Origin of the sequence: Bacillus badius NBRC 15713, assembly GCF_001591605.1 — a bacterium.
Classification (GTDB): Bacteria; Bacillota; Bacilli; order Bacillales; family Domibacillaceae; genus Pseudobacillus; species Pseudobacillus badius.
In genome coordinates this window covers 1-13,437 of the sequence record NZ_BCVF01000029.1, presented here as the reverse complement: position 1 = coordinate 13,437, position 13,437 = coordinate 1, and the positions used below count along the sequence as shown (strand labels likewise).

The 13,437-nt window shown below is 46.1% G+C and carries 15 protein-coding genes; 9 read left to right on the top strand and 6 right to left on the bottom strand.

What is annotated here, in order from left to right; genetic code table 11:
• The first annotated feature begins 112 nt into the window (after positions 1-112).
• A complete protein-coding gene (gerQ, locus tag BBA02S_RS14060; protein ID WP_370511062.1) occupies positions 113-484 on the top strand; it encodes a spore coat protein GerQ in 372 nt (123 codons plus the stop codon).
• Between the two features lie 97 nt (positions 485-581).
• Here the strand turns inward: gerQ and BBA02S_RS14055 are convergent, their stop codons facing one another.
• From BBA02S_RS14055 to BBA02S_RS14035, 5 genes are all read right to left on the bottom strand, one after another.
• On the bottom strand, positions 582-950 hold the full coding sequence (locus BBA02S_RS14055) for a DUF423 domain-containing protein (RefSeq protein ID WP_041095485.1): 369 nt from the start codon (positions 948-950) through the stop codon (positions 582-584).
• 10 nt (positions 951-960) lie between these two features.
• On the bottom strand, positions 961-1,245 hold the full coding sequence (locus BBA02S_RS14050; protein WP_052477321.1) for a YwdI family protein: 285 nt from the start codon (positions 1,243-1,245) through the stop codon (positions 961-963).
• 17 nt (positions 1,246-1,262) lie between these two features.
• Positions 1,263-1,442 carry a hypothetical protein gene (locus BBA02S_RS14045; RefSeq protein WP_041095487.1) on the bottom strand — a complete coding sequence of 60 codons (180 nt, stop codon included), beginning with the start codon at positions 1,440-1,442 and terminating at the stop codon, positions 1,263-1,265.
• Positions 1,443-1,591: 149 nt separating this feature from the next.
• Positions 1,592-2,272 carry a uracil-DNA glycosylase gene (locus BBA02S_RS14040; RefSeq protein WP_231557183.1) on the bottom strand — a complete coding sequence of 227 codons (681 nt, stop codon included), beginning with the start codon at positions 2,270-2,272 and terminating at the stop codon, positions 1,592-1,594.
• Positions 2,273-2,652: 380 nt separating this feature from the next.
• The gene (locus tag BBA02S_RS14035) at positions 2,653-4,056 is read right to left on the bottom strand and encodes a YfcC family protein (protein WP_041113819.1); all 1,404 of its coding nucleotides are present in this window, start codon (positions 4,054-4,056) and stop codon (positions 2,653-2,655) included.
• Positions 4,057-4,166: 110 nt separating this feature from the next.
• On the opposite strand from BBA02S_RS14035, the gene BBA02S_RS14030 reads away from it, so the two are divergent.
• From BBA02S_RS14030 to BBA02S_RS14000, 7 genes are all read left to right on the top strand, one after another.
• Positions 4,167-4,973 (top strand): MurR/RpiR family transcriptional regulator, encoded by an 807-nt coding sequence (locus BBA02S_RS14030; protein ID WP_041095492.1) that lies wholly within the window; start codon positions 4,167-4,169, stop codon positions 4,971-4,973.
• A gap of 58 nt (positions 4,974-5,031) precedes the next feature.
• On the top strand, positions 5,032-6,135 hold the full coding sequence (locus tag BBA02S_RS14025; protein ID WP_052475032.1) for a M20 peptidase aminoacylase family protein: 1,104 nt from the start codon (positions 5,032-5,034) through the stop codon (positions 6,133-6,135).
• Between the two features lie 3 nt (positions 6,136-6,138).
• Positions 6,139-7,284, top strand: coding sequence for an o-succinylbenzoate synthase (gene menC / locus BBA02S_RS14020; protein WP_041095496.1), 1,146 nt, complete (start codon positions 6,139-6,141; stop codon positions 7,282-7,284).
• Between the two features lie 199 nt (positions 7,285-7,483).
• Complete coding sequence (gene pdxK / locus BBA02S_RS14015; protein WP_041095498.1) at positions 7,484-8,293, top strand: pyridoxine/pyridoxal/pyridoxamine kinase; 810 nt, start codon at positions 7,484-7,486, stop codon at positions 8,291-8,293.
• 101 nt (positions 8,294-8,394) lie between these two features.
• A complete protein-coding gene (locus BBA02S_RS14010; RefSeq protein WP_370670961.1) occupies positions 8,395-8,745 on the top strand; it encodes a YojF family protein in 351 nt (116 codons plus the stop codon).
• 38 nt (positions 8,746-8,783) lie between these two features.
• A complete protein-coding gene (gene bshB2 / locus BBA02S_RS14005) occupies positions 8,784-9,473 on the top strand; it encodes a bacillithiol biosynthesis deacetylase BshB2 (protein ID WP_041113873.1) in 690 nt (229 codons plus the stop codon).
• 109 nt (positions 9,474-9,582) lie between these two features.
• On the top strand, positions 9,583-10,050 hold the full coding sequence (locus tag BBA02S_RS14000) for a 2-thiouracil desulfurase family protein (protein ID WP_041095502.1): 468 nt from the start codon (positions 9,583-9,585) through the stop codon (positions 10,048-10,050).
• Positions 10,051-10,114: 64 nt separating this feature from the next.
• Here the strand turns inward: BBA02S_RS14000 and ilvA are convergent, their stop codons facing one another.
• Positions 10,115-11,374 carry a threonine ammonia-lyase IlvA gene (ilvA, locus tag BBA02S_RS13995; protein ID WP_041095505.1) on the bottom strand — a complete coding sequence of 420 codons (1,260 nt, stop codon included), beginning with the start codon at positions 11,372-11,374 and terminating at the stop codon, positions 10,115-10,117.
• 485 nt (positions 11,375-11,859) lie between these two features.
• On the opposite strand from ilvA, the gene BBA02S_RS13990 reads away from it, so the two are divergent.
• A complete protein-coding gene (locus BBA02S_RS13990; protein ID WP_052475007.1) occupies positions 11,860-13,224 on the top strand; it encodes a YjiH family protein in 1,365 nt (454 codons plus the stop codon).
• Positions 13,225-13,437 lie beyond the last annotated feature (213 nt).

The window sequence follows — 13,437 nt, the reverse complement described above, 5'->3', positions numbered from 1 at the left end:
ATTAATTGACAAACCGTTTTAAAAAACCATTTGTTCAAGGAGGATTCTTGTGAATCAAACAACTGCTAACCCTTATATGTACAGTATGCCTTCCTATTATCAGCCAAGCCCTATGTATACGTATCCTGCCACTCCGACAACGCCTCCTGCAGGCACTGGCACTCCGCCGGCAGGGGGAAGCCAAAGCATCCCCGGCATGCTGCCTGCGGAAGAGTCTTATATAGAGAACATTTTGCGCCTGAACCGGGGAAAGGTAGCAACAGTTTATGCAACTTTCGAAAATAACCGCGAGTGGAATGCCAAGATTTTCAAAGGGCTGATTGAAGCAGCCGGACGCGACCACCTGGTATTAAGTGATCCGCAAACAGGAAAGCGCTATTTAATACCGATGGTGTACGTTGATTACGTCACGTTCGACGAAGAAATTGAATATCAATATCCATTCGGCGGCGGCGGAGGGTTAGCCTCTTATCCGCCGCGGTAACCAAAAAGGAGCGGCTCCAAAAGGTCATGAAAAATGACTTTTTGGGCCGCCCCTTTTTCTTCTCCTGCTCTTACTTAAAGACTTATTGAACAGTCCCTCAAAATTTCATCGCAGCCACAATAAGCAGCACCCAGCCGACTAGAAAAGCAACACCGCCGATTGGCGTGATCGCACCGAGCACCTTGATCCCTGACAATGTGAGAGCATACAAGCTGCCCGAGAAGATCACAGTTCCGATCAGCATCATCCAGCCTGACCAGTTCAGCATAGAACTAGCCTGGACTTGCCCCATAAGAATGCCGACCGCAATCATGCCCATTGCATGAAACATTTGATATTGTACACCTGTTTTCCAAATTTCCAGATACTTCGGTTCTACTTTTCCTTCTAGTCCGTGAGCACCGAATGCACCGAGCGCTACAGATAAGAAAGCATTGATTGCTCCTATAATAATAAATAGTTTCATGTTCTTCTCCTTAAAAATCAAATATAGAATCGCCGTTTGCCCCATCATCTGTTTGCAGCTTTTCTGCCTGATTGAAGGCGGGCTGTGCCGGCTGTTGGGTGACTTGACCGCTGATTGGCTGCGGTTCAGGCAGAACAACTCCTGCCTTGTCCGGTTCATCAAGCAGCATATCACATAATGTCCGGACCGTATAAATATGCTGTTTCATGCTTCCTCTTTTTTCAGCAAGACGGGCTTGCCGGATTTCTTCTTCTATTTTCTTCAAAACAGATAAATGAGAAATGTTTATGTTCAAGCACCTCCTGCTAGGGCTTAACTGATTTGGATGAGAATTGGCGGCACGGTTGGCCGGAAGCGTGCAAAACGACGGCTGACGGCAATTGCTTGGACTTGAAGCCATAGGCCCGGCAGCCGCGCGGACTTTTCTGGTCCCATGTAACGAAAAAGAACTTGCACTGAAAGCAATTCACTTTGTTCATTGGCTCCGCTCACTTCCCTCCTGCTTTTCATTCTAACAAATTTGGCTCGGCCAGAATACGAATTCTTTTTGACAAAGGCGAATCTTGTCGCTTGAAGGCGCTGTTTCACGTGAAACAGCGAAAGTTGCCGAAACCGCAGGCGGGCGGCAGGAAGACGTTTCTTTATTGCTCAATTAGTTCCCAGTCAATCGGCTGCTCCCCAAAGCTTTTCAGGCACTCATTTGCCTTGGAAAATGGTCGGCTGCCAAAAAAGCCTCTGGAAGCTGATAAAGGACTTGGATGCGGCGCCTGGATAATGCAATGCTTTTCTTGATCAATGAGCGCCAGCTTTTTCTGGGCCGGCCTTCCCCACAAAATAAAGACAACAGGCTTTTCCCGGCCGCTGATTAAGGAAATGATCCGGTCAGTCAGCCGCTCCCAGCCTTTTCCCTGATGAGAATGCGCTTCACCCTGGCGGACAGTAAGGACTGTGTTCAGCAAGAGCACCCCCTGCTTAGCCCAAGGCACCAGGTAGCCATTTTGGGGAACCGGACAGCCAAGATCGCTGTGCAGTTCTTTGAAAATATTCCGCAGCGACGGCGGGAGCGGAACATCCGGCTTGACAGAAAAGCTTAGTCCATGCGCCTGCCCCGGGCCATGGTACGGATCCTGTCCAAGAATAACCACCTTTACATCCTTGTAAGGAGTATAATGAAGGGCATTATAAATATCATTCATCTCAGGATAAATCGTTTTCGTCGCATACTCTTCTTTCAGGAATTCCCGAAGCTGCTGATAATAGGGCTTCTCAAACTCCTCGGCAAGCAGGTCGGACCAGTCATTTTTTAATATTTTCTTTGTCACAAACATCACTCCTTGTTATGGATATTCAACAGACTGTCTAAGTTTCTTTCACTAACGCCAAATGATGACCCAACCTAATAAGGTCATCCTCGCCAAAAACTGAGTGTTCAGCTGCTCTTTTTTGAAAGCGGGCATAGACTGTCTGACATTTCCCCTTTTTCTTCACTCACTTGAAGATATTGTAACCTTCCTATGACGGGACAGGCAAATGAAGGGAAACAGTGTCGGCCAATCCCTTAATGGCCGGGGATGAAAATAGCTCGAACGACTGTTTTGTTATGGCTAACGGCAAAACAAAAAGCCGCTTGGGAGGCAGAAATCACCTAATCCAAAGCAGCCTAGTTAAGTGATGATTCAGTACACGTTCACTGGCACCAAGCTTAAAATGGCCCCCAATCGATCAGAACGCCAATTGCCAGGAAGATAATGCCCAGTACAGTCCAAATTAACAGCAGCGGCAGAATAAATCGAATCCACTTCGTCCAGGCAACACCGGCAATCGCTAAATTTGCCATCAAGATGCCTGATGTAGGGGTAATCACGTTGGTGAAACCATCTCCCATCTTGTACGCCTGCACAGCTACTTGCCTCGGGATATCCATTAAGTCGGCCAACGGAGTCATAATCGGCATAACAATCACGGCCTGCCCGCTTCCTGAAGATACAAGAATATTAAACAATTCATTGGCAATAAACATAACAATCGCCCCACTGACGCTTGTAAATGGCGTCATCACATTCGCCATTCCCTGGACGATCGTATCGAGGATTTTTCCGTCTTCTAAAATCACGACAATGGAACGGGCCATTCCAATGATCATGGCTCCGTATACCAATCCTCTCGCTCCAGCAAAAAACTCCTTCACCAGCCGGTTCGGCGTTAAACGGGCAATCACTGCCGTCCCAACAGCAATCATTAAAAAGATTGCGGCCATCTCATTAAGCGACCAGCTATACTTGAAAACGCCGAACACATACAATCCAATACCTAATACAAGCCATATAAGAACAAGCTTATGAGTGCCTGTCACGCTCACTTCCCCGCTCAGCTCATCCTTCTCCTCAATTTTCGGAAAAGGCGTGTTCCCAAGGACGCTGTTCATCGGATTTTTTTGTATGCGTTTGACATACCAAGCGACATACAAAATCGTAGCCAGCAAGACAGCTATATACATAATGACCCGATAGCCGATGCCTGAGAAAAGAGGCAGCTGGGCAATTTGCTGGGCTGTTCCTGTAGTGAGCGGATCAAGAAAGGCCGTGTTAAATCCTGCATAGGCCCCTAAATAGATCATGGACACCCCCACTACAGCATCAAGCTTCATGGATCTGGCCAAAATAATGCCAATCGGAATAAAAGCAATCACCGCATTAACGATAATGCCCAGCGTGCCAAAAATTGAAAATAAAATCATCACAATCGTAATCAAGACGAGCTCTTTATTCTTTGTTTTCTCAATCGTCTTTAAAATTAATGCATCAATCGCCCCTGTTGACTCAATAACCGCAAACGCCCCGCCGATCATCAATACGAGAAAAATAAGCGGCGCTGATTCAATCATTCCTTTTTGAATAGCAATAAAGATATCCATCAAACTGGCTGAGGATGCTTCAATCTGTGTATAGCTGCCAGGAACCACAACCGTTACTCCATCTACCTCTTCTCTTTGAAACTCCCCCGCCGGAATCGCATATGTCAATAGAGCCATTAACACCAAAATCATGAATAAAATCACATAAGCGTCCGGAATTCCCAAAGTGATCTTCCGTTTCTTTTCCCCCATTCCCCTCACTCCGTTCTGAATTGTTTTAATTTTCAATTGACTATATCCATCGTAAATCTTATAATTTATTTTGACAACAATAAATCATAAAATTTATTCTTGAAGAGGGAATGGAACACAGAATGAGCTATTACGAGAACACAAAAAAAGAATATGAAAATTTGACGCCAGGTCTTAAAAAAGTGGCAGAGGCGCTCTTGAACAACCCAATTTTATTTGCCACCCATCCGGCAAAAAAAATCGCCAGCATCTTGGATGTGAGCGAAACAATGGTGATTCGTTTTTCAAAAGCTGTTGGGTATGAAGGATACGGTGCCCTTCAATCGGATGTTCAAAGAAGCCTGCTTACCGTAGGCCCTCCTGAAAAAGAACCGAAAAAGGATACTCATCCGTTCAGTCTTGTAATGGAAAGCGACAGCAAAAACATTCTCCAAATTGCCGAGCACTTAGATTGGCCTACCATTGAAAAAATTGTTCATAGCTTAGCAGGAGCCGAAACGATTAAGGTGATCGGGTACTACCAGTCTTTTGCTTATGCCCATTGGTTCGCGGTGCTGCTGAACAGTCTTCTGGATAACACGACACTCTACCGTCCGGAAACCGACATCGGCCTTACTAAGCATGGAGCAGAGCACTGCGTCATTATTTTCTCTTACTACCGCTATGCCCTCGGGACCATCAGGCTGGCTGAAGAAGCGCGGAATAACGGAAATGAAGTCATCATCATTACCGACTCCCTTCTCTCTCCACTTATTGAGTATGCCGATCATACTCTTGTTATACCAATAGCCAAGAAATCTGTATTGGAAAAAGGGCCCGTCACATTCTCTGTCTTAAATAGCCTTCTGCTCCACATTGCTCAAAAGATCGGCAAGCTGGATTTTATTAATCCGACGAGCAACTACTACATTAAGTAATGAGGAAAAAATTTATTAGGAGGTCATACATTTGGCAGCAACACTTCAAGAACGGGTAATGGATACTTTCAATCACTTGCACGCCAACCCTGAACTGAGCTGGGAAGAGGTTGAAACGACGAAATATATAAAAGAAAAGTTAGAAGAGGCCGGCTGCTCGGTCACTGTCTTCGATGATTGTACAGGTGTAATCGGAGATATCGGCAATTTCTCAGGAGAGGCTCCGGTTATCGCTATCCGTGCAGACATGGACGCGCTGTGGCAGGAAGTGGACGGAGAATTGAAAGCAAACCATTCATGCGGCCATGATGCCCACATGACCATGGTCTTGGGAGCACTGTGGAGCATCAAGGACCGCGCAGATATTCTGCAAAAGGTCGGCGTCCGGTTCATTTTCCAGCCGGCCGAGGAAGTCGGGGCCGGCGCCCTAAAGCTGATCGAAAAAGGGGCAGTCGATCAGGTGGATTACTATTACGGCATTCACCTGCGGCCGATTCAAGAGCTGCCGAATGGCAAAGCAGCACCCGCCATTTTGCACGGTGCAACAGGTTCGCTGGAATTTGACATTCGGGGAGAGGATGCCCATGGCGCCCGCCCTCACCTTACCCATAATGCGGTCGAGATTGGCACCCATATTGTGAACGCCATTCATACGATCCATCTCGATCCGAATATTGCGCATTCTGCAAAAGTGACCCGCTTCCTGGCCGGAGAACGCAATACGAACATTATTCCCGGAAGCGCCACGCTGGCTGTTGACTTGCGGGCGCAAACAAACGAGCTGATGGAGCAGCTGGTCAGCCGCATCCATGAGATTCTGCAATCTACCCAAAGCTTATTTAATGTGACGATCAACATAACTGAAGAAAATGGAGTGGCCGCTGCCGAGGTGCATCCGGAGGCTCAAGAAATCGCCAGACAGGCCATTATACGCTCGATAGGCGAAGAATATACGGCGGCGCCGATCGTGACACCTGGCGGAGATGATTTTCATTTCTATACCATCAAGAAGCCTCATTTGAAGGCTACGATGGTCGGGCTCGGCTGTGGACTGCAGCCAGGTTTGCACCATCCGCATATGACATTTGACCAAGAAGCGCTGTTTAATGGCATACATGTCCTTGCCAACATAATTGAACTACATGCAAAAGGAGCAAACTAAATCATGAAATCATTAACAATCAAAGAAGTGGTCCTTCATCATGTAAATGTGGAACTTATCGCCCCATTTACCACCAGTTTTGGCACGATGGAAAATAAAGATGTCTGCCTTGTCGAGGTAATCGATGAATCCGGCATCTCAGGCTGGGGAGAAACAGTAACAAGCAACGAACCGTATTATAATGAAGAAACAACATTCACTACTGTCTATATGCTGAAGGAGTTTCTTATTCCAAGACTGATTCATCAACAAATCAATCATCCTGCGGAAGTGCATGATATGCTGCAATTTGTCCGCCGGAACAACATTGCGAAGGCCGCGCTTGAAACGGCGATATGGGATGCCTTTGCAAAGAAAAATAACCAATCCATCGCTGAGCTGCTGGGCGGCACCAAAAAAGAGATCGAGGTCGGCAAAAGCATCGGAATTCAGCAATCTCCTGCCGTGCTCGTCGAAAAGGTGCGCCAATATGCCGCTGAAGGCTTTAGAAAGATTAAAGTGAAGATTAAGCCTGGCGCCGACATTGACTATATTGATGCCGTGCGCGCTGAATTTCCTGATATTGCGCTGATGGCCGATGCCAACTCAGCCTACACATTAGCAGATGCAGATCATTTAAAAAAACTGGACCAATACAAGCTGTTAATGATCGAACAGCCTTTAGCCCATGACGATATCATTGATCATGCGACTTTGCAAAAAACTCTTGAAACGCCGGTTTGTCTGGATGAAAGCATCCACTCGCTCGAGGACGCCCGCAAGGCGATTGAACTCGGCAGCTGCCAAATCATCAACATTAAGATCGGCCGCGTGGGAGGCCTTTATGAATCCAAGCGCATTCATGACTTGTGCGCCGAGCATAACATTCCTGTCTGGTGCGGCGGCATGCTCGAAACAGGAGTAGGAAGAGCTCACAATATCCAGCTGACCGCGCTTCACAACTTTACGATTCCAGGCGACACAGCTCCTTCCTCTCATTATTGGTCGGAAGATATTGTGACACCTGAAATCACGATGAACAATGGTGTGATCTATGTGCCGAGCGAAATCGGAATCGGCTATGAGGTCGACCATGAAAAGCTTGCTAAAGTGCTGGTGCGTACAGAAAAGATCACAACAGCGGAGACACCGCATCCGATTCCATCCTAAACAAACAGGGGCATCTGCCAGCCAGGTTGTTGGCTGACAGATGCCCCTCTTCTCTTGGCCCTTCTCCCACTTCTGCGCCTGTTGATTTCCCTGATCTTAACAGCCGCATACCTGAAAAGGCTTGTGCAAAGTGTCTTAATTTTTTAAAATGTTAGTAGCAACTTATATCGCTATACACTCAAAGGAGGCTTTTTACAGCATGGAAATGAAGAAGGTATTAACCATTGCGGGCTCAGATACAAGCGGCGGCGCCGGCATTCAGGCGGACTTAAAAACGTTCCAGGAACATGGCGTTTACGGGATGACAGCGCTAACAACGATCGTTACAATGGACCCGGACAACCACTGGAGCCATGGCGTTCACCCGCTATCCATTGATACGCTGGAAGCTCAATTAAAAACAGCGATGTCTGTCGGCATTGACGCGGTGAAAACAGGCATGCTGGCTACGGCAGAAATTATCGAGACAGCGGGCAAGCACATCAAAGCAAACGGATTGGACAAGGTCGTGATTGATCCGGTCATGGTATGCAAAGGCGACGATGAAGTGTTAAATCCGGAAGCACCGGTTGCTATGCGCGAGTTCTTGCTTCCTATCGCTACAGTGGTGACACCGAACCTATTTGAAGCTGGACAGCTTTCCGGCATCGGTCCTATCCGCACAGTTGAGCAAATGAAAGAAGCCGCTCAGAAGATTCATGATTTAGGCGCCAAAAACGTTGTGGTAAAAGGCGGCAAACAGCTTGAGCATGAAAAAGCGGTAGACGTCTTCTACGATGGCACAGAGTTCACTGTGCTAGAAGCAGAAAAAGTAGCGACTACATACAACCATGGAGCAGGCTGTACATTTGCGGCTGCCATTACAGCGAATCTGGCTAAAGGACAGGATGTCAAAACAGCCGTCTCAAACGCCAAGGACTTTGTCAGCGCAGCGATCCGCCATGGCTTTAAGCTGAACCAATACGTCGGGCCAGTTATGCACGGTGCTTTTAATCAAATCAAACAGTAATCAATCAGCCACCCTTCTTCACGGGTGGCTTTTTAGGCTCATTTTTCGCAATCCGCGTTCATTTCTTGTAAAATATTCATTACAGGCGCTTATGGAGGTGGATGAACGTGGAGCCAATTATCGCAGCAAAAGTTCAAGAGTCAATTGATAGATTTGCTAACAAGGAAGTTTATATTCATTTAGAAACAACCAATGGAGCGTATGCTTCTCACTTTGATGAAAGCTTCTTTTCGGCGGGTGCTTATATCCGCAATGCCAAGCTTACGTATGAGCATGGAAAAATCGTGGGAGAAGGCCCCTACCGCGCAGGTTTAAAGCTTTCCATCGGCTGGGTGTATGCTGAAGGGCTGACCCATTTCAGTTTTGATGAAAAAGGCAGGCTTCTTCTTGCCGGCCATGGTTTTGATGGCAAACTGGCCGTTGCGCTGCAAATAGGCGAAGAACCGTTTTAATAATAAGCAAAGGAAGGTGATTCTCCTTGTTAACGGAAATTGAAAAAGAACAGCACGTACTCGTCGTGTTTCCCCACCCCGATGATGAAGCATTCGGTGTTTCAGGCACAATTGCGACACATAGAAAAAGAGGGACACCGGTTACATATGCCTGTTTGACACTTGGCGAAATGGGCCGAAATCTCGGGAACCCGCCGTTCGCTACCCGGGAATCGCTTCCAGACATTCGCAAGGCCGAACTTATTAAAGCGGCCGAAGCGATCGACATTCAAGATCTGCGCATGATGGGGCTGCGCGATAAAACGCTGGAGTTTGAAGATGACAACAAAATGGCCAATCTCGTTTCCGACTTGATTGCTGAATTGAACCCGTCTCTTATTATTAGCTTCTATCCCGGATTCGCCGTTCACCCCGATCATGAAGCAACCGCACGCGCTGTTGTCCGTGCCGTCCGCCGGCTTCCAGAGGAAAAGCGGCCGAAGCTTCACCTTGTCGCTTTTGCCAACAACACAGACGCGGATCTAGGGGCGCCTGATCTCGTGTATGATGTTTCAGACGTTCTGGAGCAAAAGATGGCTGCTTTGCGCGCGCATATTTCTCAAACAGTCTGGATGCTGAAGGAAATAGAGAAGCTGCTGGCACAAAATGATGAAGCCACTGTAGAGCGCATTACGTTCGAGCGGTTTTGGTCCTATCGCTGGGACGATGACAAAGTAAGTGAACTATAGACTAGTATCGAAGGAGCTGTCCCAAAAGGTCATGAAAAATGAATGGTTGGGCCGACTCCTTTTTCTTCTTTTTTAATTGGCAGAATAAATGGAAAACGGAGGATTGGCTATGATTTTAGTAAGCTCTTGCTTAGCCGGCTTGGAGGTCAGGTATAATGGATCGCACAGCTTGGACAGCAGCGTGCGCGATTTGATCAAAAACGGAAAGGCGATCGCTGTTTGCCCGGAACTAATGGGCGGGTTTTCGACTCCAAGAGAGCCTGCTGAGATAGTAGGGGGAACCGGAGAAGATGTTCTGCGCGGAACGGCGAAAGTCATCGAGAAATCGGGACGGGATGTAACGGAGCTTTACATAAAGGGCGCCTATGAAACATTAGAAAAAGCCAAGGAGGTGAACGCCTCGATTGTGGTACTAAAAGAATACAGCCCTTCTTGCGGGAGCACAATGATTTACAATGGCGAATTTCAACATAAAAAAATGGCAGGCATCGGCGTCACCGCAGCCTTGCTGTTAAAAAATCAGGTGAAAGTTGTCTCTGAGGAAAAGCTTCACTCTATTCTAGCTGAAATAGAGTAGCCTTTTTCCTGTTTGTGACAACGGAAAACACACCGGCTTGGAAACCGATGTGTTTTTTTGTGCTTTAAATCAATAAATTAAATAGGAATGGATCATTATTGATCTCGATGTATGGAAATCCTTTTTGCTGCATCCGTTCAATCAGCGGCAAATAGTCAGCTTTTGATTTCAGCTCAATGCCCACGAGAACCGGCCCCTCATCACGGTTTGTGCGCTTCGTATACTCAAAGCGCGTAATATCATCGTGCTCACCCAAAACCTCATGCATGAATTCACGCAAAGCACCGGCTCGCTGCGGAAAATTGACAATGAAATAATGCTTCATGCCTTCATAAATAAGAGATCGCTCCTTAATCTCCTGCATACGGTCGATATCGTTATTGCCGCCGCTAATGACACAGACGACATTTTTTCCTTTAATTTCATTTTTATAAAAATCAAGGGCCGCGATCGGCAAAGCGCCCGCCGGCTCAGCAATAATTGCATTTTCGTTATAAAGTTTCAAGATAGTCGTACATACTTTTCCTTCAGGTACAACAACAATATCATCAATCACTTCCCGGCAAACTTCCATTGTTAAATGGCCGACTTGCTTCACCGCTGCCCCATCGACAAAAGGGTCAATCTTTTCTAACGTCACTACTTGATCCTGCGTCAGCGACGTTTTCATTCCCGCCGCTCCTTCCGGCTCAACGCCAATCATGCGAGTATGGGGGCTGATGCTTTTCATATAGGAGCCAACCCCTGCGGCAAGACCGCCGCCTCCGATGGAACAAAAAACATAATCAATCGGCTGGGGCGCTTCATTCATAATCTCCACGCCGACCGTGCCCTGGCCCGCAATGGTTGGGTATGCATCGAACGGATGGACAAATACCATTCCTTCCTTCGTGCAATATTCCCTTGCTGCCTCATAAGAATCATCAAATGTATCGCCAATTAACACTACCTCGACATGCTGGCCGCCAAAGCGCTTTACCTGTGTTATTTTTTGTCTTGGCGTGGTCGATGGCATAAAGATGACGCCTTTAATATTTAGTGCGTTGCAAGAGAAGGCTACTCCTTGCGCATGATTGCCCGCGCTCGCACACACAACGCCCTTCGCCCGTTCTTCAGTCGGCAGGTTGTAAATGAAATTATACGCTCCCCGCAGCTTAAATGAACGAACCACTTGCAGATCTTCCCTTTTTAAATAGATATTGCAGCCATAGTAGGCAGAAAGCAATTCATTTTTTTGCAGCGGTGTTTTCACCACAACGTCTTTTAGCGTTTGATTAGCCACTACGATGTCTTCTACTTTGATCTTCGTTAAAGCTTTGCTCACATTTTTCCCCTTCTTTAATTGAATTTTAAGAATTATTTTAACATACCTGTTCATGCGTGGATAGGAATTCTGCCCATTTCTTTTTTCTTTTCTTCTTTAATGAATTGAAGCATGCATGCCGCTTTCATATGAACAGCCTGTTTTTTAAAACAATCTATTGGGAAAACTCCATTTCTGCCCTGATAAACCAGCTTTCCATCCCTCTTTTTCTCTTTAATCACTTCATTATATTTTTGTTCATTTTTGTATATTCAAAAGTTTTTATTTTTAAATATACTTTTCCTTTTTTTATTATTTTTATCTTTAAAAGATTTAGACAAATTCTCTTCTCAATACTAGTGTTTTATGCTATATTCATAAAACAGATTCGAATTTTTTATATATTCGAATAATAATAAAGGGGGTTGTATTTTTAATTAATTATGTATAAAATTTAAAAATAGTTAATAATTATTCAATACTATACATTGAAAGGAAAAGGTTGAATGAAAACTACTGCTGCTACTGCTACTAAAAGCTCCTTGCCGAGCATTTTACGTTTTGTCATTCCTTCCTTAATAGGAGTTTTCTTTTTTATGACGCCTGTGCCTGTTGACGGCGAACTGACGATTCCAATCGCTATTTTGTCTAATTTTTTACAGTCAGTTATGGGCAAAGCGATTCCAATCATCATGACCTATTTAGTCGTGCTGGCGGCTGCGGGGACAATTTTTGTTAAAACGGTACGCCCGTCCTTTGTCCGTCACTCGTCATTTCTGGCTTCTTTATTCGATGTAGCTCCTGTCTGGGCGTTTGTACGCATTATTGGAGCGATCTTTGCCGTCATGACGCTGTACAAGCTTGGGCCTGAATGGGTGCATTCAGATGACACTGGCGGCATGCTGCTGTATTCGCTCTTGCCTATCTTGTTTTCTACATTTTTATTCGCCGGCTTGCTGCTGCCGCTGCTTCTGAATTTCGGCTTGCTTGAGTTTTTTGGTTATTCGCTAACTAAAATTATGCGCCCGCTTTTCAAGCTTCCAGGCCGGTCATCTGTTGACTGTCTGGCTTCATGGCTTGGCGACGGAACCATCGGCGTATTGCTGACAAGCAAACAGTACGAAGAAGGCTTTTACACGAAGAAGGAAGCCGCGATTATCGGGACTACATTTTCCGTTGTATCGGTTACATTCTGTTTAGTCGTTATTGGTCAGGTTGGCTTATCCCAGTATTTCCTTCCATTCTATGGAACAGTCATTTTGGCAGGAATCGTCTGCGCACTAATTTTGCCGCGCATCCCGCCGCTGTCAAAGAAAATGGATACGTTCGTCAACGGCGAAGACAGAAAAAGCGATGATGAAAGCATCCCTGCAGGCTACACGCCGTTCAGCTACGGCTTCAAACAAGCAGTCGCCCAAGCGGAGAAGAACAAGCCCGCTGCTATTGTAAAAGACGGCCTGCAAAACGTTATTGACATGTGGCTTGGTGTGGCTCCGATTGTCATGGCTATCGGAACCATCGCTTTAATCATTGCGGAAACAACGCCATTTTTCCAATGGCTCGGAACACCGTTCATTCCGCTCTTGGAACTTCTGCAAATTCCGTTTGCTAAGGAAGCTTCCGAAACGATTGTGGTCGGATTTGCTGATATGTTTCTGCCTTCTATTATCGGTTCAGGCATCGAAAGCGAGTTAACCCGCTTCGTCATTGCCAGCCTGTCCGTTTCTCAATTAATCTATATGTCTGAAGTCGGCGGCCTGATTCTTGGAACAAAGATCCCTGTTTCTATTAAAGATCTGATCCTCATTTTCTTATTAAGAACGTTAATCTCCCTGCCAATTATCGCAGGAATCGCTCATTTGCTATTTTAGTTAAACGCTTACATATATTTCCCACAAAAATATGTGTAAGTGTGCCGGCCAAAGGGGTTCGGAATAACCTTATTCCGAACCCCTTTGGTCATTTTTGTTTAAACAGCGTTCCCGCTATGCGGAAAGCAATAGTCCCCCTCTGCAAGCAAAAGAAAAAGGATGGCTGATTTTTTATTCACCCTGTTGATTGCAATGGAAGACGCGCAGACTCCG

Coding starts and splice junctions, on each gene's coding strand:
- BBA02S_RS14035 (WP_041113819.1), bottom strand. CDS start 4,056: ATGGGGGAAAAGAAACGGAAGATCACTTTGGGAATTCCGGACGCTTAT.
- pdxK (WP_041095498.1), top strand. CDS start 7,484: ATGGAAATGAAGAAGGTATTAACCATTGCGGGCTCAGATACAAGCGGC.
- BBA02S_RS14055 (WP_041095485.1), bottom strand. CDS start 950: ATGAAACTATTTATTATTATAGGAGCAATCAATGCTTTCTTATCTGTA.
- BBA02S_RS14025 (WP_052475032.1), top strand. CDS start 5,032: ATGGATACTTTCAATCACTTGCACGCCAACCCTGAACTGAGCTGGGAA.
- BBA02S_RS14010 (WP_370670961.1), top strand. CDS start 8,395: ATGAACGTGGAGCCAATTATCGCAGCAAAAGTTCAAGAGTCAATTGAT.
- BBA02S_RS14030 (WP_041095492.1), top strand. CDS start 4,167: ATGGAACACAGAATGAGCTATTACGAGAACACAAAAAAAGAATATGAA.
- gerQ (WP_370511062.1), top strand. CDS start 113: ATGTATACGTATCCTGCCACTCCGACAACGCCTCCTGCAGGCACTGGC.
- BBA02S_RS13990 (WP_052475007.1), top strand. CDS start 11,860: ATGAAAACTACTGCTGCTACTGCTACTAAAAGCTCCTTGCCGAGCATT.
- BBA02S_RS14000 (WP_041095502.1), top strand. CDS start 9,583: ATGATTTTAGTAAGCTCTTGCTTAGCCGGCTTGGAGGTCAGGTATAAT.
- menC (WP_041095496.1), top strand. CDS start 6,139: ATGAAATCATTAACAATCAAAGAAGTGGTCCTTCATCATGTAAATGTG.